Annotated in this window: 12 protein-coding genes; 1 reads left to right on the top strand and 11 read right to left on the bottom strand. The window is 50.1% G+C overall.

The window, feature by feature from the left end; translation table 11 throughout:
* Positions 1–9: 9 nt before the first annotated feature.
* The 6 genes from ACYX34_RS16225 to ACYX34_RS16200 all read right to left on the bottom strand — a co-directional run bounded on the left by ACYX34_RS16225 (position 10) and on the right by ACYX34_RS16200 (position 8,202).
* Positions 10–1,644 carry a glycosyltransferase family 4 protein gene (locus ACYX34_RS16225; protein WP_462077619.1) on the bottom strand — a complete coding sequence of 545 codons (1,635 nt, stop codon included), beginning with the start codon at positions 1,642–1,644 and terminating at the stop codon, positions 10–12.
* Between the two features lie 31 nt (positions 1,645–1,675).
* Positions 1,676–3,250 (bottom strand): VPLPA-CTERM-specific exosortase XrtD, encoded by a 1,575-nt coding sequence (gene xrtD, locus ACYX34_RS16220; RefSeq protein WP_462077618.1) that lies wholly within the window; start codon positions 3,248–3,250, stop codon positions 1,676–1,678.
* A 179-nt stretch (positions 3,251–3,429) separates the two neighbouring features.
* Positions 3,430–4,107 (bottom strand): hypothetical protein, encoded by a 678-nt coding sequence (locus tag ACYX34_RS16215; RefSeq protein WP_462077617.1) that lies wholly within the window; start codon positions 4,105–4,107, stop codon positions 3,430–3,432.
* A 276-nt stretch (positions 4,108–4,383) separates the two neighbouring features.
* Complete coding sequence (locus ACYX34_RS16210; RefSeq protein WP_462077616.1) at positions 4,384–5,217, bottom strand: WecB/TagA/CpsF family glycosyltransferase; 834 nt, start codon at positions 5,215–5,217, stop codon at positions 4,384–4,386.
* The gene (locus ACYX34_RS16205; RefSeq protein WP_462077615.1) at positions 5,198–6,865 is read right to left on the bottom strand and encodes a heparinase II/III family protein; all 1,668 of its coding nucleotides are present in this window, start codon (positions 6,863–6,865) and stop codon (positions 5,198–5,200) included. Before ACYX34_RS16205 ends, ACYX34_RS16210 begins: the two co-directional genes overlap by 20 nt.
* Before the next feature lie 236 nt (positions 6,866–7,101).
* On the bottom strand, positions 7,102–8,202 hold the full coding sequence (locus tag ACYX34_RS16200) for a glycosyltransferase family 4 protein (RefSeq protein WP_462077614.1): 1,101 nt from the start codon (positions 8,200–8,202) through the stop codon (positions 7,102–7,104).
* A gap of 418 nt (positions 8,203–8,620) precedes the next feature.
* On the opposite strand from ACYX34_RS16200, the gene ACYX34_RS16195 reads away from it, so the two are divergent.
* The gene (locus ACYX34_RS16195; RefSeq protein WP_462077613.1) at positions 8,621–11,149 is read left to right on the top strand and encodes a galactose-binding domain-containing protein; all 2,529 of its coding nucleotides are present in this window, start codon (positions 8,621–8,623) and stop codon (positions 11,147–11,149) included.
* A 139-nt stretch (positions 11,150–11,288) separates the two neighbouring features.
* Here ACYX34_RS16195 and ACYX34_RS16190 read toward each other — a convergent pair whose 3' ends face one another.
* The 5 genes from ACYX34_RS16190 to ACYX34_RS16170 all read right to left on the bottom strand — a co-directional run bounded on the left by ACYX34_RS16190 (position 11,289) and on the right by ACYX34_RS16170 (position 17,220).
* Positions 11,289–12,350 carry a glycosyltransferase gene (locus ACYX34_RS16190; RefSeq protein WP_462077612.1) on the bottom strand — a complete coding sequence of 354 codons (1,062 nt, stop codon included), beginning with the start codon at positions 12,348–12,350 and terminating at the stop codon, positions 11,289–11,291.
* Positions 12,347–13,216: a glycosyltransferase family 2 protein gene (locus tag ACYX34_RS16185; protein WP_462077611.1), complete on the bottom strand. Its 870-nt coding sequence runs from the start codon at positions 13,214–13,216 to the stop codon at positions 12,347–12,349. Before ACYX34_RS16185 ends, ACYX34_RS16190 begins: the two co-directional genes overlap by 4 nt.
* A 39-nt stretch (positions 13,217–13,255) precedes the next feature.
* Positions 13,256–14,617, bottom strand: coding sequence for a right-handed parallel beta-helix repeat-containing protein (locus ACYX34_RS16180; protein ID WP_462077610.1), 1,362 nt, complete (start codon positions 14,615–14,617; stop codon positions 13,256–13,258).
* 438 nt (positions 14,618–15,055) lie between these two features.
* Entirely contained in the window at positions 15,056–16,489 is a 1,434-nt protein-coding gene (locus ACYX34_RS16175; protein ID WP_462077609.1) for an O-antigen ligase family protein, read from the bottom strand.
* A 14-nt stretch (positions 16,490–16,503) separates the two neighbouring features.
* Positions 16,504–17,220, bottom strand: a complete 717-nt coding sequence (locus ACYX34_RS16170; RefSeq protein ID WP_462077608.1) for an FkbM family methyltransferase — start codon at positions 17,218–17,220, stop codon at positions 16,504–16,506.
* Positions 17,221–17,245: the final 25 nt, after the last annotated feature.

The raw sequence follows: 17,245 nt of genomic DNA, 5'->3' as shown, positions 1-17,245 counted from the left end.
CGTGCTTCGCTACAACAAAATCCGAATTCCCAACCCGAAGAGAATCCAGAGCGACACGAGTCCCAACTGTCTGACACGTGCGGCAAATGCGTGAAGGAGCAACTCGAAGGAGAAGAAGAGCACGACCAGCTTGGCGGCGAAGATACCCAAATGCGAGAAATCCGAGCTGCCCCCAGGAAGCAAGGGAAAGGTCACAGCCAAAAACACCATCAGGTAGTCGAGCGGTGTGGTCTTAAAGCGACTTTCCTGATTGAATCGCAGACTGAGGAGCACCATGACGGCGGCCACGATAAAAAATATGTTGTGCGCCATCGCGACAACGGAGACGGTACCGACTCGAGACCCCTCACAGACATAGAGCAAGAATGTGGTTCCGACGTAGAGGCCGCCGCGCACGAAGTAGGGGGCGACCTGCGAGGAGCATGAGAGGCCGATCAGTACCACCGCGAACAACGCGATCGAGACATACCCCACGTCAGTGGGAACCGTCGAGGGAAGAAACACCAATGCAATCAGGAACAGCGGAACGGTCACCGCCAGGAACTGGATCGGCACATCCGTCAGCCAAGGACCGGTCATCAATCGGGTCACCGTTCCGTTCGACAAGAAATGACCTCGTTGCGCCGTAACAGTGGGAATCAGGCCTCGGCCAGCAGCGATAAACGACATCAAAACCGTGACGGCCAGCAGAAGATAGAGCGGCAGGATCACCGTATCGGACTGCCATCGCAGCACGTAGGCTACACCCAGCATGCCAGCCTGTATGAGATAGATCACGGTCACGGCTTCATAGTGCGTCAATCCAACTTTGAGCAACTTATGATGAATATGTGCTCGGTCTCCCACGAATGGCGATCGTCCTTCCGCAATCCGTTGACCTGTGACCCCGAGCGTATCCAAGAACGGAAGCCCCAGGAGAAATAAGGCCAGGCTTGGCGTAAAGGGCCCACGGGATGAATCTGTCAGCAAGACGGCCAATACCCCCATCATGAACCCCAAGAGTTGGCTCCCGCCGTCCCCCATGAAGATACGCGCGGGATAGGTGTTGTACCGCAAGAACCCCAAGATCGCCCCAAGAAAGGGAACGGTGAGTACGAGAACAGTGGCGTCACTGGAAAGATGTGCTAGATAGGCAATCCCACTGAGTGTTAAAAACGACAATCCACCGGCCAGGCCATCTAAACCATCCGTCAGATTCACGGCGTTTGACACGCCGATCAAAAACACGATGGTCACGAACATCCCTGCCCATGCCGGTATTTCCATGTCAGGGAAAAAGGGAAGGGTGGTAAACCAGATATCCCCGCCTAACACCACTGCGAGAGCAGCGAACAACTGTCCGACTATTTTGGTTCGGTAGGTAAGATCAACCCTGTCATCCCAAACACCGAACAACACGATAATCCCGCACCCCGCTAATACCGAGAATGTGATGGCGTCCTTAGACCCCCACCAGGCGATCGAGGCACACGCACCGATAGCAAAAGCGATCCCACCGATGCGTGGCACCGCATACTCATGAACTTTCCGGCCACCGGGTTGATCCATAATCTGGAACCGCTCTGCCACAATCCGTAAGAAGGGAATCAGAGCCATGCAAACCAGCAGGGCGGTCATAGAACTGAAAAAGAGTTCATTCAGCATAGGTACTCTCGCCAAGCCGACACTGCTGCGATCAGTCCGGCACAAACCTCGTCAGTTCACCCTCAACGGCCATCGCAAATTCCTGGAGCCGTTGATCGACCGTGGATTCGGATTCACCGGGATTGACGGGTGCGGCCAATCTCACCAGCGCTCCGTCGGTCCGTTGTCGAGAAAACGCGTCCCACAAAAGATATATTTTGACCAGATATTCGTTCGTGAGATTGCGTTCGCGTTGTTTAAACCAATACAAGACGATTTGTTTTTGATCCCCCTTCTGGATGAGGGCACGATTGGCTCTGAGCGGGTGCATGTTTGGATTCGAGACCGGCAATTCCGTCTGCGTCAATGAAGCAATTTCCCATCCGCCACCGGGTAGACAGCTTTGAGGCGAGTGAGCCGACTGCCCTTTCCGTTGTGAGCGATAGTAGGCTGCATAGAAATTCACCTGATGCTGGGCGCTTGATCGATAGTCAGCGAGAACATAGTCATCGAACCGAAGGACATCGATGTATCGTTGTTCGAGAGGAAAGGGCTGACCGCGCCATCCGTTGATCTCCATCGGGAAATCCACAAAGGCCGCTCTCGAAGGAGGACGTTCCCCACGATCCATGAGCAGAGTGCCAAGCAGCGCACATGGAGCAAACAGAGCGACACTGCATAAATAGGCCGGTCCTGGAGAGAAGATGCGGTTGGGGAGCGTGCTCACCCCATCCGTAGCAATGGGTTCTACTTCCGGAATTCTCCATTTCAAATGCTCACGCAACGATTTGCGAGGCTCCTCCGTGCCAAATCTTCCTAACCACGCCATTTCCAAAACCAGCAATCCCAAACTCACCATAAAAATGACCCATCCCTCAAAGAGATGATAGAACCCCTCTGCGGCACCTTTTCCGTAGAGTTCGACCAACACGCCGATCATACCGATTCGGAAACCGTTAATGACGATCGAGATGGGGAAGGCAGACAGTATGAGAACGACTCGCTTCCACATCTTGTCCTTAAAGAGATAGGCGCAAAGCAGCGCAAGGGACACCAGGGGAAGCAGATAGCGAATCCCACTGCAGGCTTCCACGACTTGGAGCTGAACCGGCCCCAGATCGATCACATTACCTTCACGAAACGCCATGACACCGACAAGTTGTAACCACCAGACGCCAAGTGATGAGGACCACAATTGAAGCTGACTCGACAAGTTTGCATAGAGAAATGTCGGAAGCGGAATTGCCGTCAGGAGATAGCCGAGGGGAAACGCGATCACTTTCGTCCCGCGAATCCCAATGAGGGTCATAGCCAGCCCGACCACTACGATCCATAAAGAAACGTGTAAGACGAGAAAGAGTGTGGAGAGTTCACCGACGACATAGAGAACGAGACCAAGACCGATAACAGCCAAACCCCACCATGATTTGCCTGTTGTGTGTTCTGCCAGATGATGTCGAGAGTTCCATATCAAGAACCCACTAATGAGAGGGACGAACAATCCGTGACTGTAGTCCTCACTCCCAAACCATCGCTTGAAGAGAAACACAAGACTATCGGCATACAGATAGCCTAGGAACGCGACGATCAGAATCGACGAGACAAATAGCGCGCGTGTGCTGGCCATAGGACAGAATCACTCACCTAATGATGAATGGAGCAAATACGCGACGCCGATCCGAACAAGCGGGGCGAAACCTGATTGTCTACCGGAACCGTCACTCTGTCGATTAAATTCGGAGAAAGAACGGGCTTGATACCTATGTTGAGATATCAAGCCCGTGCAATCAGAAACGAGGGAAGTGTTTAGACCTTGGATGCGCGAAGATTTCTCAATCCCCCCGCTCCCAGCCCCACTAATGAGATGAGCCCCGCACCGAAGAGCAACACCGCCGTCGGCAACGGCACGGCCGTCAGCTGACTGATCGCACCACGCACGTTCACCGTATTGCCGGTCGCATCCTCAAAGAGAAGTCGCCATCTCGTGCCCGTCAGTGATGCGAGACTCGGAGGATTCTGCAGATTCGTCCCGGAGAATGCCCCGCCGGTGTCATGATCAAGCTGCAAGTCAAACCGAATGGCTGAATATCCGTCGGGCAATACCCCGCCTGTCGTATCAGTAGCGAGACGCCACCGATCACCAAACCCCACATTGTCGAACAGGGTAATGGCATTCGCTCCTGCCGTATAGGATGCGGTATAGCCTCCGACATGGACGATCATGCCCGTCACCGCGCCGGGGAAATTCCCAACTTGCAGACCGCTCGTCCCGGTAGTGCTATTGTCGAATTGAAATGCACCTGAGACCGAGGAGGTCAGGTTCATCGTCGGCGAAAGCAGGGCTCCACTGATATTGCTGACAGTCCCAGTAAACGAATAGTTCACCAAGGCTGCTTGTGCCACACTGAACTGAGCTGAAAGAACACATATCGCGGCAGCCGTTACGATAGGTCCGCTCTTCAGCCATCGTTTCATCATCTGCATACCACCACTCCTGCTAAAGGTTGTCACATGGTTACTCGATTAGGGACACGTAGGAATGAATAACTATCTAGCAAACCTCGGGCCAATCCTCGAAGCTTATATACCCCTGAAAACTAAGGCGGCCGACAGACGCCTCTCATCATCACTGTGTCAACATTCCTGCAGCAGCGTTCAAATATGTGACAAGACATGAAGAACAGGCAGAGTGACCGAATCAAAACACATCTCATGACATGAACCGCAGATGAACAATAATAAATTTGAACCAAGTCTCAACTAGGCAGCTTTTTCCCTATGCTGGTCAGACTTTCCTGAATCAGAATGGCTGCGTGATACTGGGGCTGTTGGGACTGAGAAAGCAGGTTGCAGATCTGGCCTTCTCGTAAACTTGCTTCTCAGAACCTGATAGGCAAATATCGGAAGCGCGGTCTGTCGAAAAATGCGACTAGGCTGTGAGAGTAACCGATAGAACCATTCCAGATGTATGAGCCTGAATAAAAGCGGCGCGCGTTTTACCCGACCAGCGACAACATCAAACGTTCCACCGACGCCCTGACACACGTTAACCTTCAATTCTGGTAGATATCGAGCAATCCACATCTCTTGCTTAGGACTGCCTAATGCAACAAAGAGTATGTCAGGCTGAACAGAATTAATCTTTGCAATCATCGCCGGCATATCGTCCTCTTTCACATAACCATGCTGAGCACCAACGATCTTGAGACCGACACACTGTTGCTGCAAGATCTGCGCAGTACGAGAAACCACATCGGGGCTTGCTCCAAACAGAAACACCTTATACCCTTTCAGTGCGGCTCGTTGGCAGAGCAGCGGCATCAGTTCAGAACCGGGAACACGCTCTGTGCAGCTGCCCCCTAAGAGTCGTGTCGCAAAAACAACCCCGATCCCATCAGGAATAACCAGTGCTGAGTTACGCAGTTGCGTAAGAAGGGCGTTGTCCTGCTGCGCACGTACAACCTTTTCAGGATTTACTGCAAGGATAGCGCATGGATGTTGACCTTTTATCATGGACTCAGCAAAATCGACCGCCTCATCCATAGTAATGCAGTCGACCGGTACGCCGAGAATCTCAATTCGTCGTGGCTTCATGTATGACTCCTCGAAAAGAGGAAATAGCAGCTGCTATCGGAAGAGAGACGCTGGAATTCTCAAGTCTAATTTCCGTTACAAATTCATGAGGCAAAGCACCTGTGAATATGGTGCGCAGCGTAGAGATTGGTTCTTTCACTCCATACGTTCTTGATCTCCACCCGCTCATGGAAGACGTCTCGCCTTTGAGCAATGCGGTGGCCCCACCGTCGATGCGGAAATGAAGGGCGCCCCAATCCGTCCGCACAGCGTATCCAGCCATCCTTCGGATGGGTTCAATGGCAAGATGCCAGTTGAGTTCAAGCGAATGACTACCCGTTCCAGATAAGCAATCCCATACCAGCCAGCCGCAATTAGGAAAAAAGGCTACGCCGCGCCAGTGTGTTACACCAAGGCGTTCTTTGTAGCCGTCGTGGCTTGCGACTAGCACAAAGGCCCCACCCGGATCCATGTTCTTCCGTATGAGCTGAACACGGAATGGCTTTGACCACATGAAGGCAGTTTCCTGAACAGCCTGGTCAATGTGATCTACCACTACGGTATTGTGTGCCTGGGTTCCACGAAAGTACGAACGCCACGCCGCATCGCCGGAGTAGGTATATGTTCCAGAATCAATGAGTACTTCCTGATCGCCGTACTCGAAGATGATGGATAGCGCATCAGCGTGGCCGTGCGCAAAACATGGAGGCATACCTAAAGATCCATGGTCAAAGGTTAGACGAAAAGGGACTGGTGAATGTCTCGATATTATTGAGTATCCCGCATTGGGGAATGTGGTACTCGACATGCGCTGTTCCTCTCCTCTCCCCCAATCGAATCGAAGATGGGCAGATAGTGCATACCCATTATCGTAGTCGCCGATTTGTGGCAGCGCCCTCCTACTTCCTAAAAATGCCTGCAAGAACCCCCCCCCCTTCTGCACTGCATCAGTGATGGCCGCAGGTACGCATTCACCATGATGATCAAGTAATGCCCTCACGAGTCCCAGCAGATCGGTAATAAAATGGTGATAGCCGAGTGCCTGCTCAATACCGCCTCCGTCAGGTAATACTTGTCGCTCAGCTTCCTGAATGAGGATGCGCATGCCGACTATTTTCCATTCTGTTGCCTCTGGAAACTCTGAGAAAAGCGTGCCTGCATAAATCAGCCCACATCCCTCCGCAACGGTGTGATTGCCCGCAGAGGAATACAGAGACAACCTTTGGGCGATCAAAGGCGCGTGGGACCCGACAAGCCGCAACAGGTTTGTCCATGTACGCTGGGGTGTCATAAGATTCTTTCGGACCAAGTCAATCGCATGACAGGCGGCAATTAACCGCAACGCACATTCCATAGAGGAAATATAATGGATTCCCGTTAGCGGAGGGTTTGCTTCAACCCATGAGGACAACATCGCTTCTAGTAATTCAATTGCCTTACCAGCATGTACCTTCTCGTGACGTGCGAGAAGCGCCAGGCTGACAAGTTGCTGTAGCCTGGATGGCTCCCAGGCTACACGGATATCACCAATGGAATTACCAACCTGGTAGGGAATTGCACCAAAAAACTCTCTCGGCCAGGACTTTCCCGTATCTGGAGCATAGTTCCATGTGGATATGGCAGGTTCCCATTTCCATGCAAAACCAAGGGCGTTCCATTTTCCTTCCATGAGGCACCGAATTTCTTGTTCAGTCAGATGACAATCCCACCCCAGTTGTGGGAGCTGAGCATCAGTCGCCGTGCAAAACCTAAAGACGTCTGTTTGATCTACCATCTTAAATTGCGGGGCCCCTCTTCGGTGAGCCTTGCGCAATTTAGTAAGCACGATTCGCTCTCCAATGCGGTGAATCATCTCCCGTGGTCGCATAACACTGGCCCGCTTGATAGCCCAGCTGATACCCTGCATCACGCCATGACCTCTTCATAGTGCCGAATGAGCGCTCGTGCAGCGTTTTTTGCACTGAAGTGTTTCTTGGCATATTCATAATTGTATTTCCCGACACTCAGGCAAAGCTCCCGGTTTGTTAATAGGCGCTCAAGAGCATCAGCGATATCACCAGGGGCAAGACTTTCAATGATGAAGCCCATTCTCTTGTCCTCGAAAAAATCGCGCAACGCTCCTACGGGGCGGGTTACAACAGGCAGGCCGGATGCCATTGCTTCGAGCACGGACAGTGGCATCCCTTCGCTGTAGCTAGGAAAGAGATAGGCATCTGCCTCTCCGAAAGCTTCAGCTTTTGCTTGTCCAGTCACGAACCCAGCAAAGAACACATCGGGAATGGATCGATCATGAACGTAGGTCTTTACGCTCTCCAGGTCTGGCCCTTCACCTGCAATGGTCAAAGTTGCTGTGGGGTATCGCTTTCTTAAGTGCCAATAGGCATCCACTGCCTCAAACACTCCCTTCTTTTTGACGATTCGGCTAAGAAAGAGGATATTAAACTTCCCACGCCCCCGAGAATATTTCGTCGCATACAATGCCGGCACATCCCCTAGGAGCATTCCATCGTCGATTGCTGTGGAGCCTACATGCAACCGCCCTTTGTATCCCATTGATACCAATCGGGTGCTGAATTCATTTGCAAGGACAAGCACGGCATCAGCTCTAAAATAAGTCCACCGAAATATTCCGAGGAAGTACTTGCGAAGCGTTTGCTCAAAACTAGCATCCCAGCCATGGAAGAACACGACGACACATCTTCCGAGCAGCTTCGATAAAAGGAGAAAAATGCCATCTCGCACGATCGCTTTGGGAAGCATTGATGGGTTGATGTGAACAACATCATGTTTCTCGACCAGTAGCTTTCTTGTGAATCGACCATAATCTTTGACTGACCTAATGAGGACCTGCATGAATCCGACGGCTTCTGAGCGGGATCCTACTTCAAAGTAATCCACATGGTCGCCAAGATGTTCCCGTAGTATTTGAAACAGCTGAGACACCCCACCAGGCTGACTTGCAGACGGGACGGTCACGATCACACTGAGGACATTCTTCCGAACCATTCCGTCAACTCCCGACAGGAAGATTTCTCATACGGGCGCTCCGCGCGTTACAGAACTCTCCAAGGCGTTATCTTGATACGACACATCCCGTTGAATGGCACCATCAGCACGACACAGCTTCTGGTTTACCCCAAAGCGTGCGTGCTGACTATTGAATTTCGTATTACTGTTCTCGTTCAAAATGGTAAGTTTCTATCTCGAGATAGGTTCGAGTATATAATCCCAATTGAGAAGCATTGATTAATATGTGCAATTTGAAAACCACCGCACATGAACAGACAAGACACTTCTCCACTGTTTCTTCTGCCGAATCGGCTGAAGTGCTATTTCCGGCACGGAGCCGGTTGAGATCGATATCACTGTTCACGTGCACAACTGACGGAAGCGCGACCATTCTCTCAGAGCGAGACCTCACCCTATGATTACTCCTAGAACTAATGGAACACTCAATGTGTTCTTTATTTTGGTTGCGTTGCTGTTTAACGAAACAACGCTTGCCGCAAATGCAATAAGATCCCAGTATCTCCGAATCGAATTACCGGGTGACGAGCGGGTTCTTTCATTGGCCGAAGTCCAGGTGTATGAAGAGGCGACAAATATTGCTCAGCAAGGGAAGGCTACCCAGAGCAGCACCGCTGGTGGCGCTCTTGCCGAGAGAGCGATTGATGGAAACACAAATGGAGACTACTTCGCCCATTCAGTCAGCAGCACCTCGAGCGAAGGAAATTCGTGGTGGGAATTGGATCTCGGAAAAGAGCGCCGAGTCAGCAGCGTAGTGCTCTATAATAGAGCAGATTGCTGCAGGGATCGCATCGCGCCCGCGAGAATCCAATTACTCACAACAGGGAGGGACGTTGTTTGGGAACATGTGATCAGAGAACCTAGCGCCAGGTATCAATTTGAGACTTTTTCTGCGGCTGCAACTCTTCATCGGGTTAGCCCTAACCTGCTTCGGAATTCATCCTTTCAACAGCAGACGAATTCCTTGCTTCCCGATTATTGGGATCTCCATCATTCTGCGGCCCTCACGTTTGACAATTTGCACGACCAATATGGGATCGCTGATAAATCACCATCACCAGTAGCAGGCGCGAAGGTACTAAAGGTAACAAACAGTGAGAGCCACTTCCCTCACCTCAGTGTAATGCCTAAAAAGATTCGTTCCCCCTTATCGAATAGTGCGTACACTTTTTCTGTGTATCTGAAGGCTGAGCAGGACGGTATGGAATACAGGGTCATGCGCGCCTGGGCTGACGGTGAATCTGTCACGTATAAGTTAACGACAGAGTGGAGGCGATACTCAACTACCTTCAATGGTGTACGGGGCAATGCTTCACCGATCCAGCCAATCATGTTCTTTCCTACTCAGGGAACATACTACGTTTCAGCACCACAGCTTGAAAGAGGAGACACCGCTACCGAATTTCATCCTTCGCTCGAAGATGAAGTGCATGCTGATACGAGGAGCTCCTCAAGGGAGCAGCTCAAGAACCTTCTGACGACAACGAGCAGCGCATTCACCTCCTATCAGCAGGCCAACGTCTCAGCCTATTTTGAATACAACTACTATACATCTCAGCCTATCGCCCGCTTGATCCTAACAAGAGAACCTGGCGAAACACCTGAGCTGTTGATTCGGTGTACGGATGGAATAAATCGGAACGTATCGATACCACTTCATGGTGACATTGCGGTTCACCAGAATTCTCAGACTACAGTGGATGTCCCCATTAGCGACTTACCTCCCGGTGAATACACTTGTTTGGTTTCGTCCAAAGACGAGAATACGAAGCATATGACCACATCAGCAAGGTTGGTTAAACAACCGCCAAGTGCCACCGAAGTACGAATAAACCAACTTCGCCGCACTATGAGTATCAACGAGAAACCGTTCCACATCATTGGCATGGGAGTCGGAAGCTGGAAGTCACCGCCAGATTGGTATTTCAGGGACCTTGCAGCACATGGAATAAACACAGTGTTCTATACCCGCCCATCTGACAAGAATGGCGACTACGACTTTCATGATGTCGAAGGTTTTGTTTCAGGCGCTGCTCGCCATGGTCTTAAAGCAATTATCGGGATTCCTCTGGCTGGGGCAAAAGCAGCAAACTGGCGCCAGCGTCTAGCTGGCTTTTCAAAACTAGTCTCAAGATTCAAAAACAGCTCTACCGTGATTGGATGGTTTCCCGTGGACGAGCCAGCGGCTCATACATGGCGGGATGATGAGTTAATGGAAATTCACGATGCAATCAAGCGTCTCGACCCCTACCGGCTTATTTTCATCAACTGGGCATACGATGGCGTCCCAACCATGATCGGCCAGGAACCTCGCGGCACGCTTCATTCCACCGATGTCTATTCCAGCGATTACTATCCGTTTACTGGCCAGGGGCATAACTTGGAAGGTTTCACAAGCACTACCATTCGAGCATTGTCAACAGCACGCATCAAGAAGAGACTGTCTCATTCATGGATTCAGTTGTATGGAAGTATGGATGCATGGCGAGAGCCAACAGGCGATGAGCTCAATTATATGGCGTACCTCAATCTCATTTATGGTGGCTACATAAGCTATTGGGACACAAAGTCCAATTCCAAGGATACTTGGGCCAGACTCACCACAATAAACCGAGAAGTAAAACTTCTTTCAGAAGAATTGTTTTTCAATCCGGGAGCTCGTGAGCTCTTTTACCCAAGTACCAAAAACAATTTCTTCTTTTCGGCATGGAAGCAAGGAGAACGTATTTTTTTGATCGTGGCTCATAACGGAACTGAGACAGAAACCTTCACCTATGAAGCTGCGCCGTTAGTTGTAAATCGAACACTTCGCACAAAGAACTATTTTGGAACGGGAGAGATTCCCGTAGTGAATGGCCATATCCAGGATGTGTTCCGTCCGTTTGAGTGTAAAGTCTACGTCCTTGATGGAGCACCTGCCTTATGATTGCACCTCAAGTCGAATCCGCCCCTTCTCAAAGAGAGCCGATTGACGAAAGAAGGGACAAAGAAGGGTTGACTATCTTTTTCAAATGTCAGCTCCGACGACGGCCTTCCTGTACTGATGCCTGACCGCGAGGCCAGGTTCACTCCAAACATCGCGCAGCTACCCGCTTGTATGCCTCAAGGTACAGGCGTGCAGTGTCAGCGATGTCAAATCTGCTTCTTGCGTATTGGTAGTGTGTATAAAGCGCTTCAGCAAAACCTTCTGTCTGGGAGTCCTCTACGATTCGTGAGATTTGCTTACTACAGTCCAGATGGTCTTCCGCTATGAAATAGTAGCCATGCTGCCCGTTTTCAATGATTTCCATGGGACCTTGTATGTTTGAAACAAGGACTGGTACTCGCGCGGCCATGGCCTCAACTACCGTGAGCCCAAATCCTTCATATCGAGACGGTTGCACAAGCAGATCATAGGCATGCAATTGCTCATAGATGGTCTTTCTAGATCGTCCACCTAAAAATCGGCACTGCCCTGCCAATCCTAACTCCGTAGCAAGAGCGACCAGATATGCCCTAGAAGGTCCCTCTCCAATGAAGTCAATCAAAACATTCCTGCCACCGAAGAGTTGCGACACCGGTTGCAAGGCTCTCAGAAGAATATCCTGGCCTTTGATTCGATGATCAAGCCGTCCGACTTGCACAATCCGAAACGGCAACTGGCCATAGCTGGTCTTTGCTGTAACTGCTGAGAAACAAATGCCGTTGGGTATTACGGTTGAGTGAACACCAGTCTGCTTTGCCAGGATATCATGTCTCACCGCTTCTGATATGCTGAAAACAGCATCATATCTTTGCACATCTTTCAACCTCTGATTCGTATCATGGACAGTTATGACCTTGTGAAAGGAAAGCGGCCGCAGAAACTTAATGAAGCTTTCCTGATGGGCATGAACGATATCCGGCTTGAAAGATAGGAGTGCACGAATAGCCTTGACAATATACCAGGGGTTACGGCTAGCAGGAGGTCTGCCGATCAATTCGACTGCAACTCTGTCGCTCAGTGATTGCAGAACAACCTCATCGATGTCGATGTTTCCTATAAGTACCGCCACATCATTGGAGCGGGCTTGCTCGTTAGCAATATCGACTAACATGGTTTCCGATCCCCCCGCCTTTAAGCTCCAAATCACGTGTGCGACTCTCATTCCTTCAATCCTGCACTTGCTCGAAGTTGGCGGGGCAGTCCTTTTGACGAGATTACATCAAGCTTGAGGAGGACGTCCTTTACTCGCCCTTTCAATGCGGCCCAGTTCTTCTGGATGCTAATTCTAGTCGTGATGGTCCAATGAACATGTTCACGATTCAAAATGCTTAGAATCTCGCGTTTTTGGCGAAGCGTATTCGCATGAGATGTTTTCTGCAGGGCATGGATACGGAAGTACGCCAGATTCTTATCGATCATTCGGGGAGAGGATATCTTTGCAAGGCGAACCCAGAGATCGAAGTCCATCGCCATAAAAAAACACGGATTCCATCCCCCGGCTTGTTCGATGAAGCTCTTCCGAAAAAATGTCGATGGTTGACGGACAATGTCTGGATTATTGAGGAGTCGATCATAGCTGATAGGAGGACTCTTCTTGGCGACCAGCTCCCCAGTTTGGTCCCATAGGAAGGTGAGATGTCCGATTACCCACATGACATCTGGATCTTCGAAACACTTCACGATCGACCCAAAAATCTTATGCTCATAATAGTCGTCGGAGTTGACCCAACCGATAATATCGCCGTTTGCTTTTGCCAACCCTTTATTCAACGCATCCGCTTGCCCTCGATCTTTCTCCGACACCCACTGGAGATGCGGATACTTCTTGAGCACATCGACCGTACAATCAGTCGAGCCTCCATCGATGACGATATGCTCCACACATGGATAATCTTGCGCCAGCACGGAGCGAATGGTTTGTTCGATGTAAGGCGCCTGATTAAACGAAGGCGTAATGATCGTCAACTTCAGCGGCTGCGGCGTACTATTCCGCAACGCTTTCGTGCAATCGCCCACCGGTGATTGCATAGAATCATCATTTTGAAAAGTTCCCAAACTCGTTCCCTCCTAATTCTGATACGCACCGAGATTAATGTGTCCGGGCAAGCAAGGACGGCCAAGTAAGTCCGCACACTGACTCCCCCAATTAACACCTACTCCTCTCGCCGGTGAACCCGCTTGAAGCTGGTAGTCATTGGGTGCAACAAACAACGGATCACTCCCGACGAGATCTGAAGGGTGAGAGGTCTGCTGGAAATAATCACCCCCTTGATTTCCAAAGAAGATATTTCTCGTCAAGACCTGGTCGGACAATCCAAACCGATAGAAACCGTATCGCCCGCTTCCCACAACGATGTTATTCGTAAACTGACTTATCTGCGTGACGGAAAAACTCGCCCAGATACCGTCTTGTGTCGAATCGATGATTGTATTATTGCCGATGAAGTTTTCATCAGCATCTACACCCCCATCAATCAAAAGACCCGTATGACAATGGACGATCAAATTGGCATAGACATCCGTCGATGCACTTCCCCAAACATAAATTCCTTCCCCGGTTGGATTTCCAATTCCCCCAAGATTGTCACGAATGACGTTGCGACGAATGATCACATTGTGTGGGCGAGGGGCGACATTTCGCTCGGCGTCTATGCCCATCCCATCAATGCCAGTTATGCCTGGACTCAAGCTGGTGATCGTATTTTGCTCCACGAGCATATCCGTAGACGCCCAGGGTGCGATTCCTGCATTAGTGATCAGATTCGAGAGAGTATTGTTGCAAATACAATTCTGCACTCCTGGCAACAAACCGACATGTGAGATAAAAATACCGCCTCGGCTATTAGAAAGGGTATTGTTCGTGACTCGGACTCCCATAAAGCGCTTCTCATGGGGAACCGTTGTCACATTACGAAAGACACGAATGAGCGAAGAGGCAGGCTCCCATCCAACATTACTACTGGTAATAGTATTCCCTGAAATCTGAATATTTGAAATAGTCCCAGCAGTACCTGCTTCGGCAATAAAATCAATGGCAGGTGCGGAAGCTTGGGATCCAGCTCCAATAATGGTGTTATTCAAGATAGTGATTGCATCCCAATTCTGATTGGATGCGGCATCAAGATCCCCGTTGACGGCAGATCCAGTCACATCTGTGAACGCGTTGTCTATGATGGCAATATCATCGAAATCAGTCGTGGGGCCTCGTTCAAGCTGAACTCCATGCGTCGCGATCCCACTCTGCCCACATCGCCTAAAGGAACTTCCTTGCACAACAAGATGGTGCCCTGTGGCAGCCAGATAAAGACAATGTGTGGCCGTACTTTCAAAAGCCACATTATCCCACGTGATATAGCTACTATTGCTCGTGGCGAGTGCGTAGGAAGTCGTGCTTCTGAAAGTAAATTGCCCGGAGCCAAACGAAGTCACAGTAATAGGCTTCCCTGGAGATCCACTTTGTCGCATTATGAAATTAGTGAGCGTTTCCGATTCGCCTCCTTTTCCTGCATAGATAGCGCCTGGCACCCAAGACGAAATTTTCTTCCAGCTATTGAATGGCCCATGCTCGCCACATGTTGTCGTGGTACCATCCCCACTGCCCACGCAGGTTGGATCAATGTAGAAGATTGGTCCGGGTGTGCTCACGGTGGTATTGGAGCTCCCTGCTCCGTCGTTATTCGCGCATGCAGCGTTCAAAATAGAGAGTGCGGTCACCGCTATCGCACACAGAGTATCAAGTCGCATTCTCTGTTCCCTCCTCTGCATCGGCCACACAACGGTGAACCTTCACTTGTATAAAATAGTCTTCCCACAGACGACGCTCGCGTCATCGTCGAACATGTAATTCCGACACAACTCGCGAGACATTCATATCGTTGCAGGGGCGACTTCCATTGATACGGCTAACGCATCCTCTGATTGCGGCTCCGTCTGCTCGTTTGAACAATACCAGTATCCCGCCAGGATGAATGCCGGAATCTGAACCAGATTGACAAACGTATTACTCTCAAACATGAGCAAGATGCCGACAATAAACTGAAGAAAGTGTGCCAAACGAGCGTGGTAATAGGCTGCTGACGTTCGTCCTGCCGTTGCATAGAAATGTGTTACAAAGACAGCACATAGTACTATCCACAGAGCCAATCCCACGAAACCCGTATTAATCATGATATCAGCCCATCCAATATCCGCCGAATGGAGCGCCAGGACGTAGGGATAACCTGCCTGATATCGCTCAATGTATTGAGGAGTGTAGATGACTGATCCATATTTAAGCTTTGCCCTCAGTGCCCTCGGGACATCGTCTTCATGAATGAACCCGTATCCAATGACAGGGTTATGCGCAAGGACAAGCATGAATCGTTCTTTGGCAATGCCTAATCTTCCGGTATACGTATCTTCATTGTCCTTATTTGTTTTCGTTTTTTGCTCCAGGACAAGTTCCATGGCGCTAGTGAACCGCTCAATAACCTTATCTGCATATCCGCTGATATAGAGACCGGCCCCGCAGAGCGTGAACAGGATGAACAACATTGGCACCACAGCCCAATTGAGCTTTATGTTCTCGGGACTCTTCCTCAACGCAAGCGTGAAGATCATGACTCCAAAGACAAAGAGCACCGCAAGATAAATTCCTCTAGTAAAGGTGAGCGCTGTTACAGCAACAGCCATTCCTGCATATAACACCTCATGCATCGAAATCCTGGTTGCCGTGAGGACTTTCGAGGCAATCATCCACAGATACAACAGCACTAACGGAAGAAATACCGGCAAAGATCTCGTGACATCACCGTATTCTCTGTATAAACCGAACAATAACGGCTTATGCAGAGCAAATTGAACCAGACAGACCGGCAACAGCATAAACGTCGCGACGTACAGAGCCCGACTGAAGAATTCGTATGCGCCTTTATCCACCGCAAAGAGTTCCTTAAAAACAAAGAATGAGAGGAGACCGATCATCATCTGCCGTGACGCTTTTAAGCTGTTCAGTCCTGGGTACTCATAGATCAGAACCGACCACAACAGACACAACGTCATCCATCCTAGAATTATCCTGAGCCCAACCACATAGCCTATCGTCGATGTTGGCACTTCACTTTTTCGTAAAGCCAGTTGAAGCCATGCTATTAGCAGAAGAATTGCGCCGACGTCCCATACATCAATTTTAAGGAAAATTCTCGGCACCAGATCAAAACAAGAGGTCATCACGAAGAATGCGATAAGCACCTTGACTCTTGGACGCAACAGGCAGAATCCCATCAGGCAGAGAACACCGACAGCAATCGCGCAATACAGCATGGCACCTTAACAATTCAGAGACGAAAAAAAAGACCATTCACTTGCAACTGTTGCCCCGTGCGGTTATCAAAGAATTCAGGGAATATGGCAATCGGCGTAAACCCTCTGCCTTGCAAGAATGACATGACTTCGCCGATTAACGGCTCTCCTTCATATAGTGGTACCAACGACATCTCGACTTGGAGCCCGGAAATCTCCTCGAGCGTCTGACTCCCCCCTTCAAGAACCTTCATCGTGAAGCCTTGAGTATCTATTTTGAGGAACGCATGACTGCCATCCCACCGATAACTTGGGTAAAGTGCATCAAGGGTCTTAATCTGTATCGTTTCTGTAGCGATGTACGCTGAGTTTGGTGCCGACTCCAGGTGTGCGGGAAGCATTGCTAGAAGCGAGCTGCTCCACGAGTTCGCTGCGACATTTATCTCTTCTGAACCCTCTTCTTGCCCTAACGCACAATGCACGGCGTTCCAATCGGAATGTTTCTGGGCCGCTTCAGAGAGCTTTCCAAACGCCGAAGAAAGCGGTTCAAAAGAGATGATTTTCCCCCTATAACCAGACTCGAGTAACTGCTGGGCAAATTGTCCGCTGTTCGCACCGATGTCAAGAACCAGGTTGATACCATACATTTCAAAAAAGTGTTTCCTTACTGCAAATGGATCGCGTCTATGATCATATCGGGACGCGACATAACCCAGTTTCCTCAGCCCATTCTTCACTTCAGTGCGCAACATACCAATTCCTCCAAGATCAATGGTC

The organism is Nitrospira sp. CMX1, from assembly GCF_054902215.1.
Note: the sequence above shows the minus strand (reverse complement) of the source record. Positions and strands in the feature narration are given on the sequence as shown.

Excerpts from the sequence above, each read along its gene's own strand:
- ACYX34_RS16185 (WP_462077611.1), bottom strand. The coding sequence starts at position 13,216 with ATGCAATCACCGGTGGGCGATTGCACGAAAGCGTTGCGGAATAGTACG.
- ACYX34_RS16210 (WP_462077616.1), bottom strand. The coding sequence starts at position 5,217 with ATGAAGCCACGACGAATTGAGATTCTCGGCGTACCGGTCGACTGCATT.
- ACYX34_RS16195 (WP_462077613.1), top strand. The coding sequence starts at position 8,621 with ATGATTACTCCTAGAACTAATGGAACACTCAATGTGTTCTTTATTTTG.
- ACYX34_RS16175 (WP_462077609.1), bottom strand. The coding sequence starts at position 16,489 with ATGCTGTATTGCGCGATTGCTGTCGGTGTTCTCTGCCTGATGGGATTC.
- ACYX34_RS16200 (WP_462077614.1), bottom strand. The coding sequence starts at position 8,202 with ATGGTTCGGAAGAATGTCCTCAGTGTGATCGTGACCGTCCCGTCTGCA.
- ACYX34_RS16190 (WP_462077612.1), bottom strand. The coding sequence starts at position 12,350 with ATGAGAGTCGCACACGTGATTTGGAGCTTAAAGGCGGGGGGATCGGAA.
- ACYX34_RS16225 (WP_462077619.1), bottom strand. The coding sequence starts at position 1,644 with ATGCTGAATGAACTCTTTTTCAGTTCTATGACCGCCCTGCTGGTTTGC.
- xrtD (WP_462077618.1), bottom strand. The coding sequence starts at position 3,250 with ATGGCCAGCACACGCGCGCTATTTGTCTCGTCGATTCTGATCGTCGCG.
- ACYX34_RS16170 (WP_462077608.1), bottom strand. The coding sequence starts at position 17,220 with ATGTTGCGCACTGAAGTGAAGAATGGGCTGAGGAAACTGGGTTATGTC.
- ACYX34_RS16205 (WP_462077615.1), bottom strand. The coding sequence starts at position 6,865 with ATGGAAGGAAAATGGAACGCCCTTGGTTTTGCATGGAAATGGGAACCT.
- ACYX34_RS16215 (WP_462077617.1), bottom strand. The coding sequence starts at position 4,107 with ATGCAGATGATGAAACGATGGCTGAAGAGCGGACCTATCGTAACGGCT.